Consider the following 23546-nt stretch of genomic DNA (forward strand, 5'->3'; position numbering starts at 1 on the left):
CTTTAATTTTCAACAATCAATTAAACAAACTTAAGGCTTTAACAAACACCATAATAACGCCATAGCCCAAAGGAACGCAGACCAAAGCCCAGCGCCACCATACGCCGATACCGCCGGCTGATACTTTCTTACTGATCAGATAGGCATCGGATACAGCGGTTTCATCATCGGGGTTGCCGCTATGTGCCGCGACCTTAATATCTTTTTCGTGATGCTTTTCATGAACCGAACGGACACTCAAATTACACAACAAACCGACAATCAACAAACCTGCCATGATGTACATGGTGATGCTATAAGCCTCGGCAGCCGGAACGCCACTTTCAATTTGGCTTTGGCGGATATAGTTGACCAACACCGGGCCGATAACGGCCGCAGTTGACCATGCCAGCAAAATCCTGCCGTGGATTGCACCGACTTGATAAGTGCCGAACAAATCCTTCAGATACGCAGGAATCGCTGCGAAACCGCCGCCATACATGGAAATGATGACGCAAAACCCAATAACAAACAAAGCCTTATTACCGCTCTCTCCAATCGACGGAATGGCGAAATACAACAGCGAGCCGAGCACAAAGAAAATAGTATAAGTATTTTTACGCCCGATTTTATCGGACACGCTGGACCACAAAAAGCGGCCGCCCATATTAAACAGGCTCAACAGACTCACAAAACCTGCCGCCGCACCCGCGCCAATGGCAGCCTGTTTACCGACAGAAGTTTCAGAAAACAGCTCCTGAATCATGACAGAAGCCTGACCCAAAACGCCGATACCCGCCGTCACGTTCAGACATAACACCCAAAACAAGAGCCAAAATTGCGGAGTCTTCATGGCTTCGGAAACATTGACGTGATTACTGCTGACCAATTTGTTTTTGATTTTCGGCGCAACATAACCTTTAGGTCTCCAACCATCGGCAGGGATACGGATGGTAAATGCACCAAACATCATCAATACCAAATAAAAAACGCCCAAAACAACAAACGTCTGTACTACGCCAACCGAAGTTTCACTGGAGAAAAAACTCATCAGCGACACGGATAAAGGCGAGGCCAACATCGCGCCGCCGCCAAAACCCATAATCGCCAAACCTGTCGCCATACCCGGTTTATCGGGAAACCATTTCATCAGTGTCGATACAGGCCCGATATAGCCCAAGCCCAAACCGACCCCGCCAATCACACCGTTGCCCAAATAAAGCAAAAACAGATTGTGCGTATGGACGCCAATCGCCGAGACAAAAAAGCCCAAGCTAAAGCAGCAGGCAGCAACAAACATCGCCTTACGCGGCCCAACGCGTTCCATCCAAGTACCGAACATAGCCGCAGACGCGCCCAACATCGCCAAAGCAATACTGAAAATCCAACCTACCGTGGTCAGCTTCCAATCTCCTATAGCCGACTCAGTAATACCGATAAGCTTGGTCAGCGGCGCATTGAACACGGAATAAGCGTATATCTGCCCGATGGCAAGATGCACGGCCAAAGCGGCAGGCGGTACCAGCCAACGATTAAAGCCGGGTTTGGCAATGGTCGCCTCACGGTCTAGAAATTTCATAAAATCCTCTTGTCTATGTGTGTCAAACGCTGATTCCATATCATGCGGAATCAAAAAAATTGTTGACAATATTTTAGCATAATCTCCCCTTTATCCTTTTTTTTGCTCCATGATAATTTTGCGCATCAGACGGAAAAAACATTCATCTAAACCATCTCTTCACGCCAATATTGACAAAAAGGCCGTCTGAAAATTTTTCAGACGGCCTTTTCATCCATATCGTTTTATGCGGCGAAACGTTTGGCAACTTCATCCCAGTTAACGATTTCCCAGAAACCTTTCAGGTAGTTAGGACGGCTGTTGCGGTAGTCGATGTAGTAGGCGTGTTCCCATACGTCGCAAGTCAACAGCGGAGTGTTTTCAGTAGTCAGCGGAGTACCTGCATTGGAAGTAGAAACCAGATCCAATTCACAGGCAGGCGTTTTCAGCAACCATGCCCAACCTGAGCCGAAAGTACCGGCCGCGCAGGCATTGAACGCTTCTTGGAATTTCTCGAAGCTGCCCCATTTGGCGTCGATGGCTGCAGCCAATTCGCCGGCAGGTTTGCCTTGGCCTTTAGGGGTAAAGCCCAGCCAGTAGAAAGTGTGGTTCCAAGTTTGGGCAGCGTTGTTGAACATACCGCCGGAAGATTTTTTCACGATTTCTTCCAAAGGCATTTCTTCAAACTCAGTGCCTTTAATTTGATTGTTCAAATTGGTGATGTAGGTTTGATGGTGTTTGCCGTAGTGGAACTCCAAAGTTTCTTTGGTCAGATGAGGGGACAACGCATCCAGTTCATAAGGCAATTGTGGCAGCTTGTGTTCCATTTTTATGCTCCTAATTCTTGATATTTATATTTTGGTAGTGTGTGTTGTCAAATCGACAACATTACTATTTTACCTGCTTTAGCCTAAACAAACCAATTGAACTTACACTGCGCTATAATAGTGGATTGCAATTTCCCAGCCAGAGATGCCCGTCATGAGCAATTATTCCGATATGCCGTCTGAAGACCGTGAAATCAGCGCATTGTCACTGCCGCCACATTCCACAGAAGCGGAGCAATCCGTATTGGGCGGCCTGATGCTGGAAAATTCTGCTTGGGACCGTATTGCCGATGTCGTTTCCGGCGAGGATTTCTACCGCCACGAACACCGCCTGATTTTTCGTACGATTGCCAATCTGATTAATGAAAGCCGTCCTGCCGACGTCATTACCGTCCAAGAAAGTTTGGAACGCAATGAAGAATTGGAAGCGGCAGGCGGATTCAACTATCTGATTACGCTGGCGCAAAATACGCCGTCTGCTGCCAATATCCGCCGCTACGCCGAAATCGTGCGCGAACGTTCCATCATGCGCCAGCTTGCCGAAGTCGGCACGGAAATTGCACGCAGCGCATACAATCCGCAAGGGCGCGATGCAGGCCAGCTTTTGGACGAGGCAGAAAACAAAGTATTCCAAATCGCCGAAAGCACCGCCAAATCCAAACAAGGCTTCCTTGAGATGCCCGACCTTCTGAAAGAAGTGGTCGAGCGCATCGATATGCTTTATTCGCGCGACAATCCTGATGAAGTAACCGGCATATCGACAGGTTTTATCGACCTCGACAAAAAAACATCAGGCCTCCAACCGGGCGATTTGATCATCGTCGCAGGTCGTCCGTCCATGGGTAAAACCGCCTTTTCGATCAATATTGCGGAACACGTTGCCGTAGAAAACAAATTGCCTGTCGCCGTATTCTCTATGGAGATGGGCGGTGCGCAGTTGGTCATGCGTATGCTGGGTTCAGTCGGACGTTTGGATCAAAGCGTTTTAAAAACCGGCAGATTACAAGACGAACACTGGGGCCGTCTGAACGAAGCGGTCGTTAAACTCTCCGATGCACCCATGTATATCGATGAAACGCCGGGTTTGACTGCGCTCGAACTCCGCGCCCGCGCCCGTCGTCTTGCACGCCAGTTCAACGGCAAATTGGGGTTGATCGTTATCGACTACCTGCAATTGATGTCAGGTTCTGGTCGCTCTGACAACCGTGCTTCCGAGCTTGGCGAAATTTCGCGCTCCCTCAAAGCATTGGCTAAAGAATTGCAAGTTCCCGTCATTGCCCTGTCGCAGTTGAGCCGTACAGTTGAGCAGCGTACCGACAAACGCCCGATGATGTCCGACTTGCGTGAGTCCGGCGCAATCGAACAAGATGCCGACTTGATTATGTTCATGTATCGCGACGAATACTACAACTCAGATTCACCCGCAAAAGGCTTGGCGGAATGTATTATCGGCAAACACCGTAACGGTCCCGTTGGGAAAGTATTCCTCACTTGGATGGGTCAATTTACCAAATTTGATAATGCTGCCTATATTCCAGAATCCATGTTGATGGAAGATTGAGACAGATTGTCCGAAAAACTAACCGAATTTCATATTTCATTAGTCACGCATTACAAAATCGTTTAGAATAAATCTAATAAAAGCAAAAGCATTGCCACAGGCAAGTGCAAAAGAGAAAACGTCAGTTACCCAACACATTACTACTAAAAAATCACTCATGTATCAGACACAAAAAGGCTTCACCCTAATTGAGTTGCTGATCGTCATTACTATTGCAGCAGTAATGGCCGTCATCGCACTTCCCAATATGAATCAATGGATTGCCTCCAGACGTGCGGCATCGCAAGCAGAGCAAATTGCAAATCTGCTGCGCTTCGCGCGTAATGAGGCCGTCCGTCTCAATCTTCCCGTTTACATCTGCCCGGTCAAAATCAAATCCGATGGCTCACCCAATAATGGTTGCGATTCCAAATATGCCGGTAATGGTATGTTGGCCTACGCCGATAAAAACGAAGACTTACGCTATCAAAACGACACAGTTGATTTATCCATCCGCTCCATTATCCTTAATGGAGATACCGACAAAGTGGAATACAGCTTCAACTATATCCCTATCGGCAATGACCGTTCTGCCCTCTCGGCCTCAGCTTCAAAAGAAGTCTGGTGGAGATTTCTTCCCAATGGTACATTTGGTCATTCAACTGATGGCAAAAATTATCAATTTTCAGACGGCCACATCAAAATCAGCCTAACGGATAAATCTGCTGCCGATGCTGAAACCAAGAAAGCCCGTGCTACCGTACTTTTAATCAATGGCAATGGGCATGTCGAAATCTGTGCTAAAAACGATGAGCGCAAAATGTGCGAATACACTTCCAAATAATAACAACGGTATCTTATGAACATTACTAATCCTACTCATCTCAGATCATTTAAAGGCCGTCTGAAAACAAGCTCAACAAGCTTTACTCCAAAACTTCAATCAGGTATGACCCTGATTGAAGTTTTGATTGCCATGTTTGTCCTTGCCATCGGTGTGCTTGCCCTTCTGGCTGTTCAATTGCGTACCGTATCCAGCGTGCGCGAGTCTGAAAATCAAACCGCAGTCGCCCAAATTACGCAAAATCTGATTGAAGGCATGCTCATTAATCCGACGCTCTCTGAAGAAACCGATACTGCAGGGGAAAAAACCACCCGTTATAAAAAATCCTATGATGCCTACCTAAAATCAGACTCTAAACAAACTGCAAAATTTGAAGCCAAAATGACCAAAGCCCAACTTGCACAGGCTCAAATTGCACAGTTTAAAGCCGATTTAGCCAAAGCCCTTCCCGAAGCCCAAGTCTTCTCGACCATCTGCAAAGATTCTTCCGGTGCAGAGCCGACTTACGAAAATGGGTTTAACGCAAAATGCGATGGCAAAGGCGATACAACCATCGTGAAAGTTTTATGGTCGCAAGATGTTGAAGAAGAAAATAGCGCAAAAAATCTCAACACATCGGGGCATCACGTTATCTATACCTACCAATCACGCGTAAGAGACTAACAATGAACAATAAACGCTTACTCAACCATATTCCCAATAAAATCGCCATTCGTGGCTTCAGCATCCTTGAATTTCTGGTTGCCAGCCTGCTCAGCATGATCGTCTTAATGGCTGTCAGCTCCACCTACTTTACTGCGCGCGGATTAAACAAGTCTGCCAACGCCCGTATCGGTATCCAACAAGATTTGCGCAACGCCGCCAATATGATCGTCCGCGATGCGCGTATGGCAGGTAATTTCGGCTGCTTCAATATGGCGAATTTTCCTGCCTCTGCAGTGATAGAAGACAAAAGCTCGGATGAATATACATTGAAAACAGCCGGTGTGAATAAGCTGTTACCGGTTAAAGAAATCAATAAATTAAGCTATACAGGCTTTGTTCAAACTGGCAAAGCCCTGCTGTTCCAATACGGTATCGACAAAGCGGACTCTGCTGCAAAAACTGCCATTGCCAGCAGCTGCTCCGGTATTGCCAAACCTCACATAGAAATTAAAGATTTGGCTGCGGCAAAATCAGCTTTAAAAATTACCAACTCTGATCAAGACGGCAGTATCGCCATTATGAAACATGAAATGATTGCCTACGCTGTCGGTAAGCTTGGTGAAGAGAGCGGTTTGTTCCGTTTCCAATTATCAAATGATGGCTCATGGAGTAATCCGCAGCTGTTGATTAAAGGCATTACAACCATGGATATCCACTATATCTATGCAGAATGTCCTGATTCTGAAAATGCATCTGCCAGCGGAGTGAATACAGAATCATTTGATTACAAAAACGCATTGGATATCTCAGCTAAGGCCAAGTCTCCGGCTTCTATCCAAATCGTACTGAATAACGGCAGTATTGACCCATCAAAAGAACAAGACAATAAAGTCGATATCTATAAAATTAATGCCACCATCCGCGGAGGAAATGTATGCGCCGACAGATCACTCTAATCAAACCTGAGCGGCAGCAGGGCTATGCTTTGTTTATCGTCTTAATGATGATGGTCGTCATCGCCCTGCTCGTGGTTACAGCTACCCAATCCTACAATACCGAACAACGCATCAGTACCAACGATGCCGACCGCAAACTGGCAACCACCCTAGCCGAAGCAGCACTGCGTGAAGGTGAAAATCAAATTTTTGATATTGAAGGTAAAAAGACTACTTTTACCGCAAAATGTGAAAAAGGTTTATGCTCCACACCAAACGTAAAATCCAATGGCGATTTTACTGAAGAAGGCAACCCAACCGTAGATGCTTGGAAGCGCAAATGCGACAAAAGCCTGTGTATTGACGCCAATGGTACGGAATATCCTTTAGATAAAAAAAGCGGCATCGTAAATAATCCACGCTACATCATCGAATATTTAGGCAAAACGACAGAGGGTCGAATTACCTACCGCGTTACTGCCAAGGCATGGGGTAAGAATGCCAATACCCAAGTCGTCCTTCAATCTTACGTTGCCAGCGAATAATATAATGAATACCACCTCTACCAAACAACTAGGCTTTACGCTGGTTGAGATGATGATTGCTGTCGCCATCTTAGCCATCCTGAGCGTCATTGCCATTCCCTCTTACAACCGCTACATTGAACGCGGCTACCAATCACAAGCGCATGCCGAGTTAGTCGCCATCAATTCTGCTTTTAAAAACCAGATGGTTAAAAATCCAAAGTGGAAAACTGATGAGATTAAAACTCAGTTGGATGACTTTATTTCCTCATACAAAGGCCATAAAGATTTGGCAGACAAATATAAATACTCTGCCGAAATGATTGATACCAGTACAAGCCGAGCCTATCGTTTGAAAGCCATTCCCATCAAAACAGGCTATACCCTTTCCGTTTGGATGGATAGTTTAGGCAATGCTTACAAATGCACTGATATTGACTCTGCCAAAGATTCCAAAACTACAATGACCAATAGAAAAGGTTGCGAATCGGTTTCCAAAAAGAAATCTTCTTAGGCTGGCAAACATAAAAAAGCAGTGTCATCTTACTGACACTGCTTTTTTTATTTTACTGCTTCCAATCATCGTCTCGGCGTTGGCGTTTCAACAAGATCCTGACTGCGCCATCATTGCCTTGTCGGGGCTCGACATAAGCCAACACATCAGGATGCTGCATCAACCAGCGGCGCGTCATATTTTTCAAAACTGGTTTATAGCCTGCAGAACCCAAGCCGCTGCCGTGGACAATCTCGCCGCAAACACCGCGTTTTTTCGTAAACTCAATAAATTCGTTCAATACCTGCTGCGCTTCCTCCTGCGTATAGCCGTGCAAATCTACATCCGCTACCACAGGATAATGACCGTTTCGTAAACGCATCAAATCATTTTTACCCTGCCCGTTTTTACTGAACGAAGCCGGCGGTTCTTCCCAGCCGCCGCTGCCCACATAAAAATAATCTTCCTGCTCCAAAGTTGCCATTTCTTTAGGTCGCGGCTTGATAGGTGATTTATCACGGGGCTGTTCATAATAGTTACCGGCATTTTTCAACGGCGTAACCTTGCCAACCGCCTTGCTGAAATCCACATCCTCCACCTGCTTTTTAGCCTTCGCTTCGGCTTCCCGCTCCGCGGCTTCCTTTTTCGCCTGTTTGCCCAAAGCCTTCAGCGTTTCTTGAAAGTTTGCCGTCATGGTTTGTCCTTTCTAAAAAATTGATTGTACTCATTATAGCAAACCTGACTACAAGGCCGTCTGAAAGACTCTTATCATCGCTTCTTGTTTAGGGTATAGTATTAACGCATTGCCAGTCTTACAAAAGAGAGAAATCATGTTTAAACGCCCGGAAGAAATCATCGTCTTGATACTTGCCCTATTATGGGTCGGACTCAGCTACTACTTTGCCGCCATCCTGATTTCAGATGCCTACACCATTCTCCTGATTACCGTATTGACTTTCGTTTGGGCGGCCATCTGTTTCCTTTTATGGCAACGCAACTTAAGCCGTCATATTTGGCCGCTGTTCCTCGGTAGCCTGGTTGCCTGCTGGTGGCCGTACTTCACTTGGCTTGCAAGCGATGTTCCCGAAGGCACATGGTATTCAGGCTGGACATTTAAATCCATTATCGCCCTGATTCCCGTTGTTGCCGCTTATATCTTCAAGTGGAAACAAAGCCGGAAAAACAAAATCTCCAACACCATTGCCTGATACCTCGCGCCGTCTTTTTCAGACGGCGTTTTCCATATCTGACATAACGCTCAGACTGTCAACAATCCCAATAAAATGCTATACTCTTCACACGATTTAACACCCTAAAACAGGCCGTCTGAAAGACTTATCAAGATGATCAGCAAACAAGAATACCAAGCCCAAGCCGCACAAGGTTACAACCGCATTCCACTCGTTCAAGAGCTGCTTGCCGACTTGGACACACCGCTTTCAATCTACCTCAAACTTGCTAACAAGCCTTTCACCTACCTGCTAGAATCCGTTGTCGGCGGCGAACGTTTCGGCCGCTATTCCTTTATCGGCCTGCCTTGCAGCCACTATCTCAAAGCCAGTGGCAAACATGTCGATGTTTATCAAAACGGCGAAATCGTCGAGCAACACGACGGCAATCCGCTGCCCTTTATCGAAGCCTTCCACAACCGCTTCAAAACGCCCGAAATCCCAAGCCTGCCGCGCTTTACCGGCGGCCTAGTCGGCTATTTCGGTTATGAAACCATCTACAATTTCGAACATTTTGCCCACCGCCTGAAACATACGGCCAAAGCCGATCCACTCGGCACGCCCGACATCCTCCTGATGCTCTCGCAAGAGCTTGCCGTAGTGGATAACCTAAGCGGCAAAATCTACCTGATTGTTTATGCCGATCCGTCTCAAACCAACGGCTATGAACGTGCGCGCGAACGTCTTGAAGACATCCGTACCCAGTTACGCCAAAGTTGCGCCATCCCTCTTTCCCTCGGCAGCAAGCAGACGCAAGCAGTCAGCGAATTTGGAGAAGAACCTTTCAAAGCCTGCGTCAACAAAATCAAAGACTACATCTTTGCAGGCGACTGCATGCAGGTTGTTCCCAGCCAACGCATGAGCATGGAATTTACCGACAATCCGCTTGCCCTCTACCGCGCCCTGCGTACGCTGAACCCATCGCCGTATATGTTCTACTACGATTTCGGCGATTTCCACATTGTCGGCTCCTCCCCCGAAATCCTCGTCCGCCGCGAACGCGACGATGTCATCGTCCGCCCTATCGCCGGCACGCGCCTGCGCGGCAAAACACCAGCCGAAGACCTCGCCAACGAACAAGACCTGCTGAGCGATGCCAAAGAAATTGCCGAACACGTCATGTTGATTGACCTGGGGCGCAACGACGTCGGACGCATCAGCAAAACGGGCGAAGTCAAAGTCACCGATAAAATGGTGATTGAAAAATATTCCCATGTGATGCACATCGTCTCCAACGTCGAAGGCCGTCTGAAAGACGGTATGACCAACATGGACATCCTTGCCGCCACCTTCCCGGCAGGCACACTTTCCGGCGCTCCAAAAGTCCGCGCCATGGAAATCATCGAAGAAGTCGAACCAAGCAAACGCGGCATCTACGGCGGCGCAGTCGGCGTATGGAGTTTCAACAACGACATGGACTTGGCCATTGCCATCCGCACTGCCGTGATTAAAAACAATACCCTCTTCGTCCAAAGCGGCGCAGGCGTAGTTGCCGACTCCGACCCAACCTCCGAATGGCAGGAAACCCAAAACAAAGCCCGCGCAGTAATACGCGCAGCGCAAATGGTGCAAGAAGGGTTGGATAAATAATTTTCAGACGGCCTGCGCTCTGAAATGACTAAACAACAAGATTATGATACTAAACGAAAAACAACTAAAATCCATCAGCAAATTCCTCAGCTTTATCTTGCGCCATCATCCTGAGCAAATCGGTATTACTTTGGATAAAGACGGCTGGGTGGATATTGATACCCTACTGACGCAGGTAAACCATCCCGAGCGTGGCTTTAAGGGCAATCCGCTGACCTACGAAGTATTGTTGGAAGTGGTCGAAAACAACGATAAAAAACGGTTTACCCTTTCTGAAGACGGCAAACGCATCCGCGCTGCGCAAGGTCATTCGACGGCACAAGTTCAGGTCGAACACAAAGTGGCAACGCCTCCTCAAATTTTGTATCACGGTACGGCTGAACGCTCTGTTCCGTCTATTTTGGAGCAAGGCCTGCATTCTGCCTCGCGCCATTTTGTCCATCTGTCTGCCGATGCCGAAACAGCCGTCAAAGTCGGCTCCCGACACGGCAAGCCGGTTGTATTGACCATCGACACTGTCGCCATGCTTGCTGCAGGACATCAATTTTATCTGGCGGACAACGGCGTATGGTTAACTGAAAACGTTCCGCCGCAATTTATCGGCAAACTTTAAAACATCAGGCCGTCTGAAGCTGTAAAACCATTTTCAGACGGCCCGCAAACACCCTACCCAATTTCTTCATAAAGCGATTATCCATGAACACATCCCCCATCCTCCCTCCTGCTATGCTCGGCATTCTTGGCGGCGGACAATTAGGCAGAATGTTTACTGTTGCTGCCAAAACCATGGGCTACAAAGTAACCGTACTCGATCCCGACCCGAATGCGCCGGCGGCGGAATTTGCAGACCGCCATTTGTGCGCGCCGTTTGATGATGAAGCTGCTTTGGAAGAATTGGCAAAATGCGCGGCGGTTACGACCGAGTTTGAAAACGTCAATGCCGACGCGATGCGCTTTCTGGCAAAGCATACCAACGTTTCTCCGAGCGGCGACTGCGTTGCCATCGCGCAAAACCGTATTCAGGAAAAAGCGTGGATACGCAAAGCGGGATTGCAAACCGCGCCGTATCAGGTGGTTTGCCGTTCAGACGACATCAGCGACGAAAGCGCGCAATTTTTGCCCGGCATCCTGAAAACGGCGACTTTGGGCTACGACGGCAAAGGTCAAATCCGCGTCAAAACGGTGGACGAACTTAAAACCGCGTTTGCCGAACACGGCGGCGTGGATTGCGTTTTGGAAAAAATGGTGGATTTGCGCGGCGAGATTTCCGTTATCGTATGCCGTCTGAACAATGAAAACGTGCAAACCTTCGATCCTGCTGAAAACATCCACGAAAACGGCATCTTGGCTTATTCCATCGTCCCTGCGCGGCTGAGTGCCGACGTGCAGCAACAGGCGCGGCAGATGGCGCAGCGCTTGGCGGACGAATTGGATTATGTCGGCGTGTTGGCGGTGGAAATGTTCGTCGTCGGCGACACGCATGAATTGGTCGTCAACGAAATCGCCCCGCGCCCGCACAATTCCGGCCACCATACGCTGGATGCCTGCGCCGCAGACCAGTTCCAACAGCAGGTACGCATTATGTGCAATCTGCCGCCCGCCGATACCAAGCTGCTTTCTTCATGCTGCATGGCGAATATTTTGGGCGACGTCTGGAAAGAAAACGGTAGCGAACCCGAATGGCTGCCGCTGCAAAGCAACCCGAATGCACATCTGCATCTTTACGGCAAAAAAGCCGCGCGCAAAGGCCGAAAAATGGGCCACTTTACTGTCTTAGCCAACGATGCGAACAACGCGTTCCAAACCGCACAAACCTTACATCAAAGCCTGTAACCTTACCCACTTTTTCAGACGGCCTTTGATTGCTAAAGGCCGTCTGAAATCAATTTTTCCGACCATCCGCCATGAGCCTTCTGACCATCCTCCGTCCGGCAACCGAAAAAGACTGCCAAGACATACACAATGCCCATCTGCATGCCGTTCAATACGCCTGCATTCGCTGTTATGATGAAACTATTATGCACACATGGGAAAGTCTGCTCGACATCAACAGCTATTTAGAAACCATCTCCGATAAAAACAAAGCCTTGTGGGTGGTCGAATACAAAGGGCTGATTCAAGGCTTCTTCCAAGTCGATTTCAAAGAAGCGCAACTGGACGCCTTATACGTCCATCCGCTCTTCCACAATCTCGGCTTGGGTACGGCCCTGCTCAGCCGCGCCGAAGAAATGGCACGAAATGCAGGCCTCAGCTTTCTCAAACTGTATGCCTCGCTCAATTCCGTGCCTTTCTATCGCCTCAACCGCTACGAATCGCTCGGTACTGCCGTGTTGCAGCTGAACAAAACCGTCCGCGTCGAATGCGAATTGATGCGCAAATACCTGTAATTTTCTCCTTCTACCGTTGCTTTTTTGAAAGAAACCGATGTCCCGAATTGCCGCTCTGCCCGACCATCTTGTCAACCAAATCGCCGCCGGCGAAGTGGTCGAACGCCCTGCCAACGCCTTAAAAGAAATCGTTGAAAACAGTATCGATGCAGGCGCGACAGCGATTGATGTCGAACTGGCAGGCGGCGGCATCCGCCTGATTCGCGTCAGCGACAACGGCAGCGGCATCCACTCAGACGACATCGAGCTTGCGCTCCACCGCCACGCCACCAGCAAAATCAAAACCTTAAACGATTTGGAACACGTTGCCAGTATGGGCTTTCGTGGCGAAGGTTTGGCCAGTATCGCCTCAGTCAGCCGCCTGACCCTGACCAGCCGTCAAGAAGACAGTTCGCACGCAACCCAAGTCAAAGCCGAAGACGGCAAACTCAGCAGCCCCACCGCCGCCGCCCACCCCGTCGGCACCACCATCGAAGCCGCCGAACTCTTCTTCAATACCCCTGCGCGGCGCAAGTTCCTCAAATCCGAAAACACCGAATACGCCCACTGCGCCACCATGCTTGAACGCCTCGCGCTGGCGCATCCGCACATTGCCTTCTCACTCAAACGCGACGGCAAACAAGTGTTCAAGCTTCCTGCACAAAGCCTGCATGAACGTATTGCCGCCATTGTCGGCGATGATTTTCAGACGGCCTCATTGGAAATTGACAGCGGCAATGGCGCATTGCGGCTCTATGGCGCGATTGCCAAGCCGACTTTTGCCAAAGGAAAAACCGACAAACAATACTGCTTCGTCAACCATCGCTTCGTGCGCGACAAAGTCATGCTTCATGCCGTCAAGCAGGCATACCGAGACGTATTGCACAACGCGCTGACGCCTGCTTTCGTCCTCTTCCTCGACCTGCCGCCCGAAGCCGTGGATGTCAACGTCCACCCGACCAAAACCGAAATCCGCTTCCGCGACAGCCAGCAGGTGCACCAACTCGTGTTCCACACGCTCAACAAAGCCCTTGCCGACACACGCGCCGACCTGACCGAAAGCGTCAGCAACGCAGGCGAAGTGTTGCATGACATTACTGGCGTTACTACTACACCAATGCCGTCTGAAAACGACGGTGAAAATCTGTTTGATAGCGCATCCAACTACCCGACGGGCAACAAACCCGATACACGCAATGCCTTTGGTTCATCAGGCAAAACCGCGCCTATGCCTTACCAAGCCGCGCGTGCGCCGCAACAACGCAGCCTGTCTCTGCGCGAAAGCCGCGCAGCCATGAATACTTATGCCGAGCTCTACAAAAAAACAGACGACATCGACCTTGAGTTGAGCCAATTCGAGCAGGCACGTTTCGGTAATATGCCGTCTGAAACGCCTACTCCCAAAACAGATAAGCAATGTTCAGACGGCCTTCCCTCCCAATCCGAACTGCCGCCGCTCGGCTTTGCCATCGCCCAACTATTAGGCATCTACATCCTCGCCCAGGCCGAAGACAGCCTGCTGCTCATCGACATGCACGCCGCCGCCGAACGCGTCAACTACGAAAAAATGAAACGCCAGCGGCAGGAAAACGGCAACCTGCAAAGCCAACGCCTGCTCATCCCCGTTACCTTCGCCGCGTCCCACGAAGAATGCGCCGCCCTCGCCGACCACGCCGAAGCACTGGCAGGCTTCGGGCTGGAATTGTCCGACATGGGCGGCAACACCCTCGCCGTCCGCGCCGTCCCAGCCATGCTCGGCAAAGCCGACGTCGTCTCGCTCGCCAAAGACGTATTGGGCGAACTCGCCCAAGTCGGTAGCAGCCAAACCATCGAAGAACACGAAAACCACATCCTCGCCACCATGTCCTGCCACGGCTCCGTCCGCGCCGGCCGCCAGCTCACCCTGCCCGAAATGAATGCGCTCCTGCGCGATATGGAAAACACGCCGCGCAGCAACCAGTGTAACCACGGCCGTCCGACATGGGTCAAACTGACTTTAAAAGAATTGGATGCGTTGTTTTTACGCGGACAGTAACGCCGATAAAAAGGCCGTCTGAAAATGCTTTCAGACGGCCTTTCAACTATTCGCCCTTAACGAATATCCATAGGTGCAAACGATTTCACGGTTTCATCAATCGCTTTAACACGGGTCAGGAAGTCTTCCAATTGGGCAAGCGGCAATGCGCTTGGTCCATCGCATTTGGCTTGGTCGGGATTGGCATGAGATTCAAGGAACAAACCGGCCAATCGGGTTGCCATACCGGCAAGTGCCAAGTCCAATACTTGGGCGCGACGTCCGCCAGATGCTGCGGCACCGGATTCGCGCGTTTGCAGGGAATGGGTGACGTCAAAAATAATGGGCAGGTTGTTACACGTTTTTTTCATCACGCCAAAGCCGAGCATATCGACCACCAAGTTGTCGTAGCCGAAATTTGAGCCACGTTCACACAAAATGATTTGCTCATTACCTGCTTCTTGGAATTTCTCGACGATGTTTTTCATTTGAGACGGGCTGAGGAATTGCGGTTTTTTGATGTTGATGACATTGCCGGTTTTCGCCATTGCCACCACCAAATCGGTTTGGCGCGCCAAGAAGGCAGGCAGCTGGATGACATCGCAGACTTCTGCAACCGGCTGGCATTGGTAAGGCTCGTGAACATCGGTAATCACGGGAACGTTAAACTCGCGTTTTACCGCTTGAAAAATCTTCATGCCTTCGTCCAGACCCACACCGCGGAAAGAGTGAATGGAAGAGCGGTTTGCCTTGTCGAAAGAGGCTTTAAACACGTAAGGGATGCCGAGTTTATCGGTTACTTTAACGTATTGCTCACAGGCTTTCAGCGTAGAGTCGAGGTCTTCAAGGACATTGATGCCTCCGAAAAGGGTAAAGGGCGCATCGTTGCTGACGGTGATGTTGTTGATTTGGATATTCACGGCAAAGCCTTTCAGATAAGTTGAATTTGGGAAACAGGCCGTCTGAAACGTTTCAGACGGCCTTTGTTTGAATATTACAACACAGTGTGCGGCGGCTCATAAGAAATCACGTCGCGGATTTTATTGTTCTCATCGACGAGGACGACTTTCGGCTCATGCGCTGCAATTTCGGGCTCGGACAACATAACGTAAGACATGATAATCACGATGTCGCCTTTTTGAACCAAACGCGCGGCCGCGCCATTGAGGCAAACGACGCCGCTGCCGCGTTCGCCGGGGATAGTGTAGGTTTCAAGACGTTCGCCGTTGTTATTGTTGACGATGGCGACTTTTTCGTTAACGCAAATACCTGCCGCATCCAGCAGGTCTTGGTCAACGGTAATGCTGCCGACGTAGTTGAGGTCGGCTTCGGTAACGGTGGCACGGTGGATTTTGCCGCCGAGCATGGTACGGAACATGGGTTTCCTTTTTGATTGTGGGTTGATTTGCGGTTTTAACTTCTGAGAAGTTAAAACCGCTGTTTGTGTGATTGAGGATTAGTTATTGGGAAAGTCTGCTTCGTCAAACTCGGGTTCCGGATCGCTTTGAAGGACTTTTCCGTTTAATTTCAACTCGCTGTTTTGCAGAGTCAGATGGGTTTTGACATTATCGTCTTCTAAGGTCAGATATTTCTCGCTTGCCATGCTTTTGATGGTACTGTCCACCATCAGGCGCAAGGTTTCGTTAATATCATCGATGCTGGCGCGGCCTGCGGCTTCATCTTCGGCATTGACGCTAAACAGGCTGCTTGCTTGGTTGACGGCGAGCTGCTCCAACAATTTTTGCGGTACGCTCATATTGAAGTCGGCTTCGGTTTTCTTCAGCATATCGCCCAAATTGTTGAGGTCTTTGGCTGCCAAACCTTTAAACGCAAGTTTGCCGCTGACATCGACATCGCCATGAGGCATGGTGAATTTGAAGGTTTTAACGTTCAAAACCGGATTGTTGGTAAACAGGCCTGAAGCCTCGTTTTTAGCCGTCTGAATCAAGGAAGCCTGAATTTCTTCTTCGCTCATTTTCTTCACGGACACTTCGGCAATTTTGTTTTTTAATGCCAGAAGTGATGCGGCATCCAAATGCTCGGCAGCAACATTGATGTCCAGAGGGCCGTATTTGTCTTCGCCATAGGTCAGGCTTTCAAATTGGAAGCGGCCTTCGCTGTTGATGAATTTATCGACTTCGCCGGTTTGGGTATCGAAACGCAGTTTGCTGACTTCAATTTTAGATGGAGCAATCGTGCCGGTCGGATTGATGAATGCACCGATTTGCAGGTTGGTCACAAGGTTGACCAGTTCGTTCAACTTAACGTTGTAATCGATGTTTTCTTTCCATTGCAGCAGGAATTTATCCAGCGTAATGCTGCTCTTGCCCAAAGCAAGCTTGGTCAGGCCGTCTTCCGTTTCGGATTGGAAGCGCAGGTTTTCCAAAGACACATCGCCTTTGTCGGCCAATTTGACTTGTAGAGACGGTGCAAGGTAATCGTGGCGATAACTTTTGAAGCCTTGGCTGTAATCGGTATTGCCGCTAAAGCCTTTCCAGTTGAGCTTGATACCGGAGAGCTCTTCATAGTCGAATGCGGGGATATTGAGGCTGAGTTTGCCGTCGCCGGAAAGGTAAACCGTATTGGTCATGGTCAACGGCGTTTGCTGGCCGAAGAAGCGGTCCAAAACTTTTTTGGTTTCCGGATGGTATTGGAACTCGGTTTCCACATGGGCGCGAGTGCCGAAACCGCCGGCAAACGGGCCGTGTGTCACGTGGTTGATGACCGTAATCGGCTCTTGCAGGACGGTTTTCAAATTGTCCGGCAGGTATTTTTGCGTATTTTGAAGCAGGGTCGGCTTGAGGCGGATGACGGTGGTCTCGGTTGAACTGAACCAGCCGCGATCGTATTGGTGGGACTCAACGGTCAAGAAACCGGATTCCTGCAACAGCTTTTGTTGCTCGGTCAGGCTTTCTTCCGCTTTGACACCAAGATAATAAGGCGTACCGAGCACAGCGGCGACAACGACGGCGGCAGTCGGGATAAGATACTTTTTCATCACTTCAAACAGATTAGGTTCAAAGCGTAAAGCATAGCATTTTTTAGCTGTTTTGTCTTATCCGCCTTTTCAGACGGCCTTTAGGTAAAGATTGTGATATTATGCAAACATAAACGATTTTTACACTTTTGGCAGGCCTTACCCTGACTGCCAAAATGTCATTAAAGGTTTGCAAATGCTTTTATTCATTGATAATTACGACAGCTTCACCTACAACATCGTCCAATACTTTGCCGAGTTGAGGCAGGAAGTTTTGGTTCGCTGCAACGATGAAATCACCATCGAAGAAATCGAAGCCCTAAAACCGCAATATTTGGTCATCGGTCCCGGCCCTTGTTCCCCTAAAGAAGCAGGCATTTCTGTTGCAGCCATGCAGCACTTTGCCGGCAGGCTCCCCGTCATGGGCGTGTGCCTCGGGCATCAAACCATGGGCGAAGCGTTCGGCGGCAATGTCGTGCGTGCGCAAACAATGATGCACGGTAAAGTCTCCCCCGTTTTCCATCACGGCACAGGCATGTTTAAAGACCTGCCCAATCCGGTCAACTGCACGCGCTACCACAGCCTGGCCATCGACCGCGCCACCCTGCCCGACTGCCTCGAAATTACCGCATGGACGGAAGACGGCGAAATCATGGGCGTACGCCACAAAGAATATGCCGTCGAAGGCGTACAGTTCCACCCCGAAGCCCTGCTGACCGAACACGGCCACGATATGCTGAAAAACTTCTTGGAAGAATTCAAAGACTATCGTCCGCAAAAATCTTAATGAAAGGCCGTCTGAAATGTGTTTGACAGTGTTCAAACCGCATTTTCAGACGGCCTGAATCACATCGGACACGAACAAAGGAAAAATCATGATTACCCCTCAACAAGCGATTGAACGCCTCATCAGCAACAACGAACTTTTCTACGATGAAATGACCGACCTCATGCGCCAAATCATGAGCGGCCAAGTTCCGCCCGAGCAAATCGCCGCCATCCTGACCGGCCTGCGGATTAAAGTTGAAACCGTTTCCGAGATTACCGCCGCAGCCAGCGTGATGCGTGAATTTGCCACCAAAGTGCCGCTGGAAAACGCCGATAACTTGGTCGATATTGTCGGCACGGGCGGCGACGGTGCCAAAACTTTCAATATTTCCACGACTTCCATGTTTGTCGCGGCTGCGGCAGGCGCGAAAGTCGCCAAACACGGCGGCCGCTCCGTTTCTTCATCCAGCGGCGCTGCCGATGTCATGGAACAAATGGGCACCAACCTCAACCTCAACCCCGAACAGGTCGCCCAAAGCATTCAGCAAACCGGCATCGGCTTTATGTTCGCACCCAACCATCACAGCGCCATGCGCTATGTTGCCCCCGTCCGCCGTTCGCTCGGCTTCCGCAGCATCTTCAATATCTTGGGCCCGCTGACCAATCCTGCCGGCGCGGCAAACCAACTCTTGGGCGTGTTCCACATCGACTTGTGCGGCATTCTTTCCCGCGTATTGCAACAGCTTGGCTCTAAACATGTTTTGGTTGTGTGCGGCGAAGGCGGTTTGGATGAAATCACGCTGACCGGCAAAACCCGCGTTGCTGAACTGAAAGACGGCAAAATCACCGAATACGACATCAGCCCAGCCGATTTCGGCATGGAAGTCCGCCGCAATTTAGACGAAATCAAAGTCGAAAACGCGCAAGAATCCCTGCAAAAAATGAACGAAGTGTTGGACGGCAAAGCCGGTGCCGCACGCGATATCGTCGTCCTAAATGCCGCCGCCGCGCTCTACGCAGGAAATGTGGTCGCTTCGCTGGCAGATGGTGTCAAAGCCGCTCAAGAAGCCATCGACTCCGGCAAAGCCAAAGCCAAAAAAGACGAATTTATCGAATTTGGCAAACAGTTTGCCTAAGCTTTAAAACCATAAACAAAGGCCGTCTGAAAATCTTTCAGACGGCCTTTTATTCTTTAAATATTAAAATTTGCTTTTAATATCATTAATCAAGCTTTCAGCTTTTTCTTTGGCTTCATCAACCAAATGCTCGGCTTCTTCTTTGCCTTTTTGCAAAACATCGCCGACTTTTTCTTCAATGTCGCCGACCACTTCTTTTACTTTGCCAATTCCTTGTTGAACCAAGCCCTCAGCTTCAAGTTTAGCATTGCCGGATACATCTCCAGCCACTTCTTTTACTTTACCGCTGATTTTATCTAATTCGCCGCTCATGGTCATACTCCTGGATTAAATGTTGATAAGAATTAGTGCTGCATTACCTTATATTGGGAACTTTGCTTTAGCTTTAAAGGCCGTCTGAAAGCCAAAACATGACAAAACGAGTTAAGTAGGGTTAGTCCATCTGTTTCAATATCGCTTCGGCTACTGCCTTGCCTATCATCTTACTGCCGAACTCATTGAAATGAAGCCCATCGCACAGCATCACATCAGTCAAGTCCTGCCCGAACATCAAACTGTATAAATCATTAACGGCAAAACCATATTGCCTTGCTAAATCCTCCGCCACACGGTTATAGGCCTTCAAGTCGGCCAGATAACGGCGCGAGGGTTTGACGATATTGTGTACGCTTTCCAAAAACGGCGTACTGCTCGCCCAAATAATTTTTGCCCCAGTCTGTTTCAGATAATCGAAAATTCGGGTCAGGTTGTTGCGGTAGGTTTCTATATCGGCCACCGGCTCATTACAGCCTTGATTGTGACGGATGTCGTGCAAACCGCAGTTGATGTGGATAATGTCTCCCACAGTCGCGCCCTCTGTCCATTGCCCGATATGCTCTAGCACATCATGCGACGAACGGCAGTTTTCCGATGGAGAAACAATATCCGCCTCAGGCAAAGCGGCGCGTGTGTAAGGCTCCGATGCAAGCCGAACGGAATCGCCGATTAAGTAAACGGTCATTTTTGTTCTCCTCCCTTTATTTGAACCAACAGCAAGGCCGTCTGAAATATTACTTATATTATTATAAGAGTGCTATTTCAGACGGCCTTAACTTCAGTCAAATTCTATCGTTAAATCATAAATTAATGCTGACTGTTTTTATAAAAATCAATTAATTACTTGGCCTGCAACATGGGTAGGCCAAAATGGTCGCTCACGACTTTCAAATCCTTCCAGTCCTGACCGGTCAGATTTTGCCCAACCCATTTGAGGTTTTCCGGATTGCTTTTGATTTTCTCAAAATACGCCTGCTTGCGTTTCCAGTTGCGCGACCACACCAGCAACATGGTAAAAATACATAAAACAATCAATACAATATTGGTCAACAACATCATGTCCATACGACATACTCCCGCTTGGGTCTCAAAATCAGAAAATATGGATTGAAGGCCGTCTGAAAAAACAGTCTTCAGACGGCCTTTATATTATCACTCAATATTCACCCGTTTCAGGCGCAAGGCATTGCTCAACACGGAAACCGAGCTTGCCGCCATTGCCGCGCCTGCGATGACGGGATTTAAAAAGCCGAGTGCGGCGAGTGGAATGCCCAAGATATTGTAGAAGAAGGCGAAAAACAGGTTTTGCTTGATGTTTTTCAAAGTCGCCTGCGACACCAGCAGGGCATCGGCGAGCTGGTTGACCGAATGCTGCATCAGCGTGGCGGATGCGGTGTGTTCGGCAACGTCTGCGCCGCCCTTCATGGCGAAGCTGACGTTGGCAGCGGCGAGTGCGGGCGCGTCGTTGATGCCGTCGCCGACCATCGCCACGGTTTTGCCGGCGGCTTTGAGTTTTTGCACTTCGGCGGCTTTGTCGCGCGGACTCATGTTGCCGAAGGCGTGTGCGATGCCCAGTTGTTTGGCGACATATTCGACCGTGCCTTGATTGTCGCCGCTCATGATGTAAACGTCGATGCCGTGTTTTTTCAGACGGCCTATGGCTTCGGCGGTATCGGCTTCCAATGCGTCGGCAAGTGCGAATGCGCCAATGGGTTTGCCGTTGGCGGAAACGGCAACGATGCTTGCGATGCGCCAGACGTCGTCTGAAAGGTTTTCAGGTAGCCTTAATTCGGCAAAATCAAGTTTGCCCGCTTTCACCAAGCCCACGCCTTCGACTTCGGCAGTAATGCCTGCGCCGACGACGGTTTGCGCGTTTTGTGCGGCAGGAATCTCCAAACCGCGCGCTTGGGCGGCGGAGACGATGGCGCGGGCGAGCGGGTGGGCGGCGTTTTGTTCGACGGCGGCGGCGAGGAGGTACAAAGTGTCTTCGTCAAAGCCGCTGTCGGGGACGCAATAAACGGCGGCAACCTGCGGCCTGCCTTCGGTCAGCGTGCCGGTTTTGTCCAACACGACGGCATCGACGTGGGCGGCTTCTTCCATCGCCGCCGCGTCTTTAAACCAAATACCGTGTTTCACCGCCTTGCCCATGCCGACCATAATCGCGGCGGGCGTCGCCAGACCGAGTGCACACGGGCAAGCAATCACCAAAACGGCAACGGCGTGCATCAGTGCCACCGTCCAATCGCCTTTCATCAGCCAAGTGGCGATAAAAGTCAACAGCGCGATGCTCACGACGGCAGGCACGAACACCGCCGCCGCCTTATCCGCCACACGCGCAATCGGCGCCTTGCCGCCTTGCGCTTCGGACAGCGCGTTCATCATGTCGCCGAGCAGGGTTTGGCTGCCGAGCTGCGTGGCGCGGTACACCACGCTGCCTTCGGTCATCAGCGCGCCCGCCAACACTTTGCCGCCCGCATTTTTCTCTTCGGGGTTGGATTCGCCGGTAAGATGACTCTCGTCCGCCCAACCGCTGCCGCTTTCGATAATGCCGTCGGCGGCAATACGTTCGCCGTGGTTGGCGCGGATAAGGTCGCCAATTTGCACTTGGTCGATGGGAAGCTGTTGCCATTCGCCATTGCGTTGCACGTTAACTTGAGTAGGCGTGAGTTTGAGCAGCAAGCCCAAGCTGTTCAGGCTGGATTTTTTGGTGCGGTGTTCCAAAAATTTGCCCAGCGACACAAAACCAATCACCATCACGCCTGCTTCAAAATACACATGATAATACGCATGCTCCATACCGTGCGCCGCGTGCGGGCTGAAAAAAAACGTATAAATGGGATAAAACAGCATATAAACGGAATACAGGTAAATCGAGACCGTGCCGATGGTAACGAGCACGTCCATATTCGCCAGTCCGCCTTTAATACTCGCCCACGCGCTTTTGTAAAACGGCACCGCCAGCCAAAGTTGCACCACACTTGCCAGCGCAAACTGCCACAACGGCGGAATCATCCAATCGTGCCGCCCGATCATCATGCCTGTCATGCCGACAAGGAACGGGATATTGATTGCCAGCAAAAGCCACAGCCGCCAGCCGATATGATTTTCCGCCTCAGGTTGCGGCAATGTATCTTCCGTTTTTTCCTTCGCGCCGTAACCGGTTTTCTCAATGATTTTGGCAATGTCGGCAGCGGAGGTTTGGCTGTCGTCAAACACCACCTGCGCCTCCTCGCTGGCGAAGTTCACCCCAGCCGATTCGACAAAGTCTTTTTTGTTCAACACTTTTTCAATGCGCGAAGCGCAGGCCTGACAGGTCATGCCTTCGATTTGGAAACGGACTTTTTGTTGCATGGCAAAGCCTCCTATTGATTGTTTGGTGCGTGTTTTTGTATTTATGTATTATCAAACGAAAACGACATAATGGCAAAAAGTAAGTGATCAAGAGACAAAGGCCGTCTGAAACGTTTCAGACGGCCTTATATTCAAAAATACGCTTATCGGTTACAAAGCCACGTCGTAGCCGCCGTCTTCTACGGCATCAATCAGCGCGTCGGCATCTGTCTTGCTCTCATCGAAAGTAATCACTGCATTTTTGTTTTCCAAGCTGACTTCTGCTTTTTCCACGCCTTCTACGCCTTCCAAAAGACAGGTTACGCTTTTCACGCAGCCGCCGCAGGTCATACCGTCGATGTTGAGGGTAACAGTTTGCATTTGTATTTCCTTTCATTCAAACAAATATGGTTGCCAAACACTTTACTCCTTACACAAACAGCTTGCAAATTCTTCATTAAAGGCCGTCTGAAAAA

General features: G+C 49.7%; 25 protein-coding genes. 14 read left to right on the forward strand and 11 right to left on the reverse strand.

Annotated features, from left to right (window positions below):
- Positions 1 to 16: 16 nt before the first annotated feature.
- Positions 17 to 1558: an L-lactate MFS transporter gene (locus ACTHSQ_RS04835; RefSeq protein ID WP_440371345.1), complete on the reverse strand. Its 1542-nt coding sequence runs from the start codon at positions 1556 to 1558 to the stop codon at positions 17 to 19.
- 224 nt (positions 1559 to 1782) lie between these two features.
- Positions 1783 to 2364: a superoxide dismutase gene (locus tag ACTHSQ_RS04840; protein WP_440371346.1), complete on the reverse strand. Its 582-nt coding sequence runs from the start codon at positions 2362 to 2364 to the stop codon at positions 1783 to 1785.
- Positions 2365 to 2518: 154 nt separating this feature from the next.
- On the opposite strand from ACTHSQ_RS04840, the gene dnaB reads away from it, so the two are divergent.
- The 6 genes from dnaB (at position 2519) to ACTHSQ_RS04870 (ending at position 7366) form a co-directional block, all read left to right on the forward strand.
- Complete coding sequence (gene dnaB, locus ACTHSQ_RS04845) at positions 2519 to 3925, forward strand: replicative DNA helicase (protein WP_440371347.1); 1407 nt, start codon at positions 2519 to 2521, stop codon at positions 3923 to 3925.
- A 157-nt stretch (positions 3926 to 4082) separates the two neighbouring features.
- Positions 4083 to 4748, forward strand: a complete 666-nt coding sequence (locus tag ACTHSQ_RS04850) for a GspH/FimT family pseudopilin (protein WP_154954378.1) — start codon at positions 4083 to 4085, stop codon at positions 4746 to 4748.
- 15 nt (positions 4749 to 4763) lie between these two features.
- Positions 4764 to 5411, forward strand: a complete 648-nt coding sequence (gene pilV, locus ACTHSQ_RS04855; RefSeq protein ID WP_003683495.1) for a type IV pilus modification protein PilV — start codon at positions 4764 to 4766, stop codon at positions 5409 to 5411.
- Positions 5412 to 5413: 2 nt separating this feature from the next.
- The gene (locus ACTHSQ_RS04860; RefSeq protein WP_003683284.1) at positions 5414 to 6349 is read left to right on the forward strand and encodes a PilW family protein; all 936 of its coding nucleotides are present in this window, start codon (positions 5414 to 5416) and stop codon (positions 6347 to 6349) included.
- Positions 6328 to 6873 carry a pilus assembly PilX family protein gene (locus ACTHSQ_RS04865; RefSeq protein ID WP_003683429.1) on the forward strand — a complete coding sequence of 182 codons (546 nt, stop codon included), beginning with the start codon at positions 6328 to 6330 and terminating at the stop codon, positions 6871 to 6873. Before ACTHSQ_RS04860 ends, ACTHSQ_RS04865 begins: the two co-directional genes overlap by 22 nt.
- A gap of 4 nt (positions 6874 to 6877) precedes the next feature.
- Positions 6878 to 7366, forward strand: a complete 489-nt coding sequence (locus tag ACTHSQ_RS04870) for a PilX family type IV pilin (RefSeq protein ID WP_440371348.1) — start codon at positions 6878 to 6880, stop codon at positions 7364 to 7366.
- Between the two features lie 52 nt (positions 7367 to 7418).
- On the opposite strand, the gene ACTHSQ_RS04875 is transcribed toward ACTHSQ_RS04870, so the two are convergent.
- A complete protein-coding gene (locus tag ACTHSQ_RS04875) occupies positions 7419 to 8039 on the reverse strand; it encodes a Smr/MutS family protein (protein WP_070632886.1) in 621 nt (206 codons plus the stop codon).
- Positions 8040 to 8175: 136 nt separating this feature from the next.
- Here ACTHSQ_RS04875 and ACTHSQ_RS04880 point away from each other — a divergent pair, with 136 nt between their 5' ends.
- From ACTHSQ_RS04880 to mutL, 6 genes are all read left to right on the forward strand, one after another.
- Positions 8176 to 8553 carry a hypothetical protein gene (locus ACTHSQ_RS04880; RefSeq protein ID WP_440371349.1) on the forward strand — a complete coding sequence of 126 codons (378 nt, stop codon included), beginning with the start codon at positions 8176 to 8178 and terminating at the stop codon, positions 8551 to 8553.
- A 135-nt stretch (positions 8554 to 8688) separates the two neighbouring features.
- The gene (gene trpE, locus ACTHSQ_RS04885; RefSeq protein ID WP_440371350.1) at positions 8689 to 10164 is read left to right on the forward strand and encodes an anthranilate synthase component I; all 1476 of its coding nucleotides are present in this window, start codon (positions 8689 to 8691) and stop codon (positions 10162 to 10164) included.
- A 43-nt stretch (positions 10165 to 10207) separates the two neighbouring features.
- Positions 10208 to 10777 carry an RNA 2'-phosphotransferase gene (locus ACTHSQ_RS04890; protein ID WP_003683506.1) on the forward strand — a complete coding sequence of 190 codons (570 nt, stop codon included), beginning with the start codon at positions 10208 to 10210 and terminating at the stop codon, positions 10775 to 10777.
- 83 nt (positions 10778 to 10860) lie between these two features.
- Positions 10861 to 11997, forward strand: coding sequence for a 5-(carboxyamino)imidazole ribonucleotide synthase (locus tag ACTHSQ_RS04895; protein WP_440371351.1), 1137 nt, complete (start codon positions 10861 to 10863; stop codon positions 11995 to 11997).
- 71 nt (positions 11998 to 12068) lie between these two features.
- Positions 12069 to 12551, forward strand: a complete 483-nt coding sequence (locus ACTHSQ_RS04900) for a GNAT family N-acetyltransferase (RefSeq protein ID WP_250589837.1) — start codon at positions 12069 to 12071, stop codon at positions 12549 to 12551.
- 37 nt (positions 12552 to 12588) lie between these two features.
- Complete coding sequence (mutL, locus tag ACTHSQ_RS04905) at positions 12589 to 14565, forward strand: DNA mismatch repair endonuclease MutL (RefSeq protein ID WP_440371352.1); 1977 nt, start codon at positions 12589 to 12591, stop codon at positions 14563 to 14565.
- A gap of 56 nt (positions 14566 to 14621) precedes the next feature.
- Here the strand turns inward: mutL and kdsA are convergent, their stop codons facing one another.
- From kdsA to ACTHSQ_RS04920, 3 genes are all read right to left on the reverse strand, one after another.
- Positions 14622 to 15464, reverse strand: a complete 843-nt coding sequence (gene kdsA / locus ACTHSQ_RS04910) for a 3-deoxy-8-phosphooctulonate synthase (RefSeq protein ID WP_440371353.1) — start codon at positions 15462 to 15464, stop codon at positions 14622 to 14624.
- A gap of 74 nt (positions 15465 to 15538) precedes the next feature.
- Positions 15539 to 15922, reverse strand: coding sequence for an aspartate 1-decarboxylase (gene panD, locus ACTHSQ_RS04915; protein ID WP_003678944.1), 384 nt, complete (start codon positions 15920 to 15922; stop codon positions 15539 to 15541).
- Between the two features lie 78 nt (positions 15923 to 16000).
- On the reverse strand, positions 16001 to 17542 hold the full coding sequence (locus tag ACTHSQ_RS04920) for a YdgA family protein (protein ID WP_440371354.1): 1542 nt from the start codon (positions 17540 to 17542) through the stop codon (positions 16001 to 16003).
- A gap of 175 nt (positions 17543 to 17717) precedes the next feature.
- On the opposite strand from ACTHSQ_RS04920, the gene ACTHSQ_RS04925 reads away from it, so the two are divergent.
- Together ACTHSQ_RS04925 and trpD are read left to right on the forward strand one after the other, a co-directional pair.
- A complete protein-coding gene (locus ACTHSQ_RS04925; RefSeq protein WP_440371355.1) occupies positions 17718 to 18308 on the forward strand; it encodes an aminodeoxychorismate/anthranilate synthase component II in 591 nt (196 codons plus the stop codon).
- An 88-nt stretch (positions 18309 to 18396) separates the two neighbouring features.
- Positions 18397 to 19425, forward strand: a complete 1029-nt coding sequence (gene trpD / locus ACTHSQ_RS04930; protein ID WP_440371356.1) for an anthranilate phosphoribosyltransferase — start codon at positions 18397 to 18399, stop codon at positions 19423 to 19425.
- A 63-nt stretch (positions 19426 to 19488) separates the two neighbouring features.
- On the opposite strand, the gene ACTHSQ_RS04935 is transcribed toward trpD, so the two are convergent.
- The 5 genes from ACTHSQ_RS04935 to ACTHSQ_RS04955 all read right to left on the reverse strand — a co-directional run bounded on the left by ACTHSQ_RS04935 (position 19489) and on the right by ACTHSQ_RS04955 (position 23451).
- Positions 19489 to 19737 (reverse strand): CsbD family protein, encoded by a 249-nt coding sequence (locus ACTHSQ_RS04935; RefSeq protein WP_208648090.1) that lies wholly within the window; start codon positions 19735 to 19737, stop codon positions 19489 to 19491.
- Between the two features lie 121 nt (positions 19738 to 19858).
- The gene (locus ACTHSQ_RS04940; RefSeq protein ID WP_440371357.1) at positions 19859 to 20425 is read right to left on the reverse strand and encodes an SGNH/GDSL hydrolase family protein; all 567 of its coding nucleotides are present in this window, start codon (positions 20423 to 20425) and stop codon (positions 19859 to 19861) included.
- A 155-nt stretch (positions 20426 to 20580) separates the two neighbouring features.
- Positions 20581 to 20805 (reverse strand): hypothetical protein, encoded by a 225-nt coding sequence (locus tag ACTHSQ_RS04945; RefSeq protein WP_440371358.1) that lies wholly within the window; start codon positions 20803 to 20805, stop codon positions 20581 to 20583.
- An 87-nt stretch (positions 20806 to 20892) separates the two neighbouring features.
- Complete coding sequence (locus ACTHSQ_RS04950; protein WP_440371359.1) at positions 20893 to 23091, reverse strand: heavy metal translocating P-type ATPase; 2199 nt, start codon at positions 23089 to 23091, stop codon at positions 20893 to 20895.
- 150 nt (positions 23092 to 23241) lie between these two features.
- Entirely contained in the window at positions 23242 to 23451 is a 210-nt protein-coding gene (locus tag ACTHSQ_RS04955) for a heavy-metal-associated domain-containing protein (protein WP_440371360.1), read from the reverse strand.
- Positions 23452 to 23546 lie beyond the last annotated feature (95 nt).

The sequence above is a fragment of the Neisseria sp. P0009.S008 genome, assembly GCF_051958615.1.
Lineage (GTDB): Bacteria > Pseudomonadota > Gammaproteobacteria > Burkholderiales > Neisseriaceae > Neisseria > Neisseria subflava.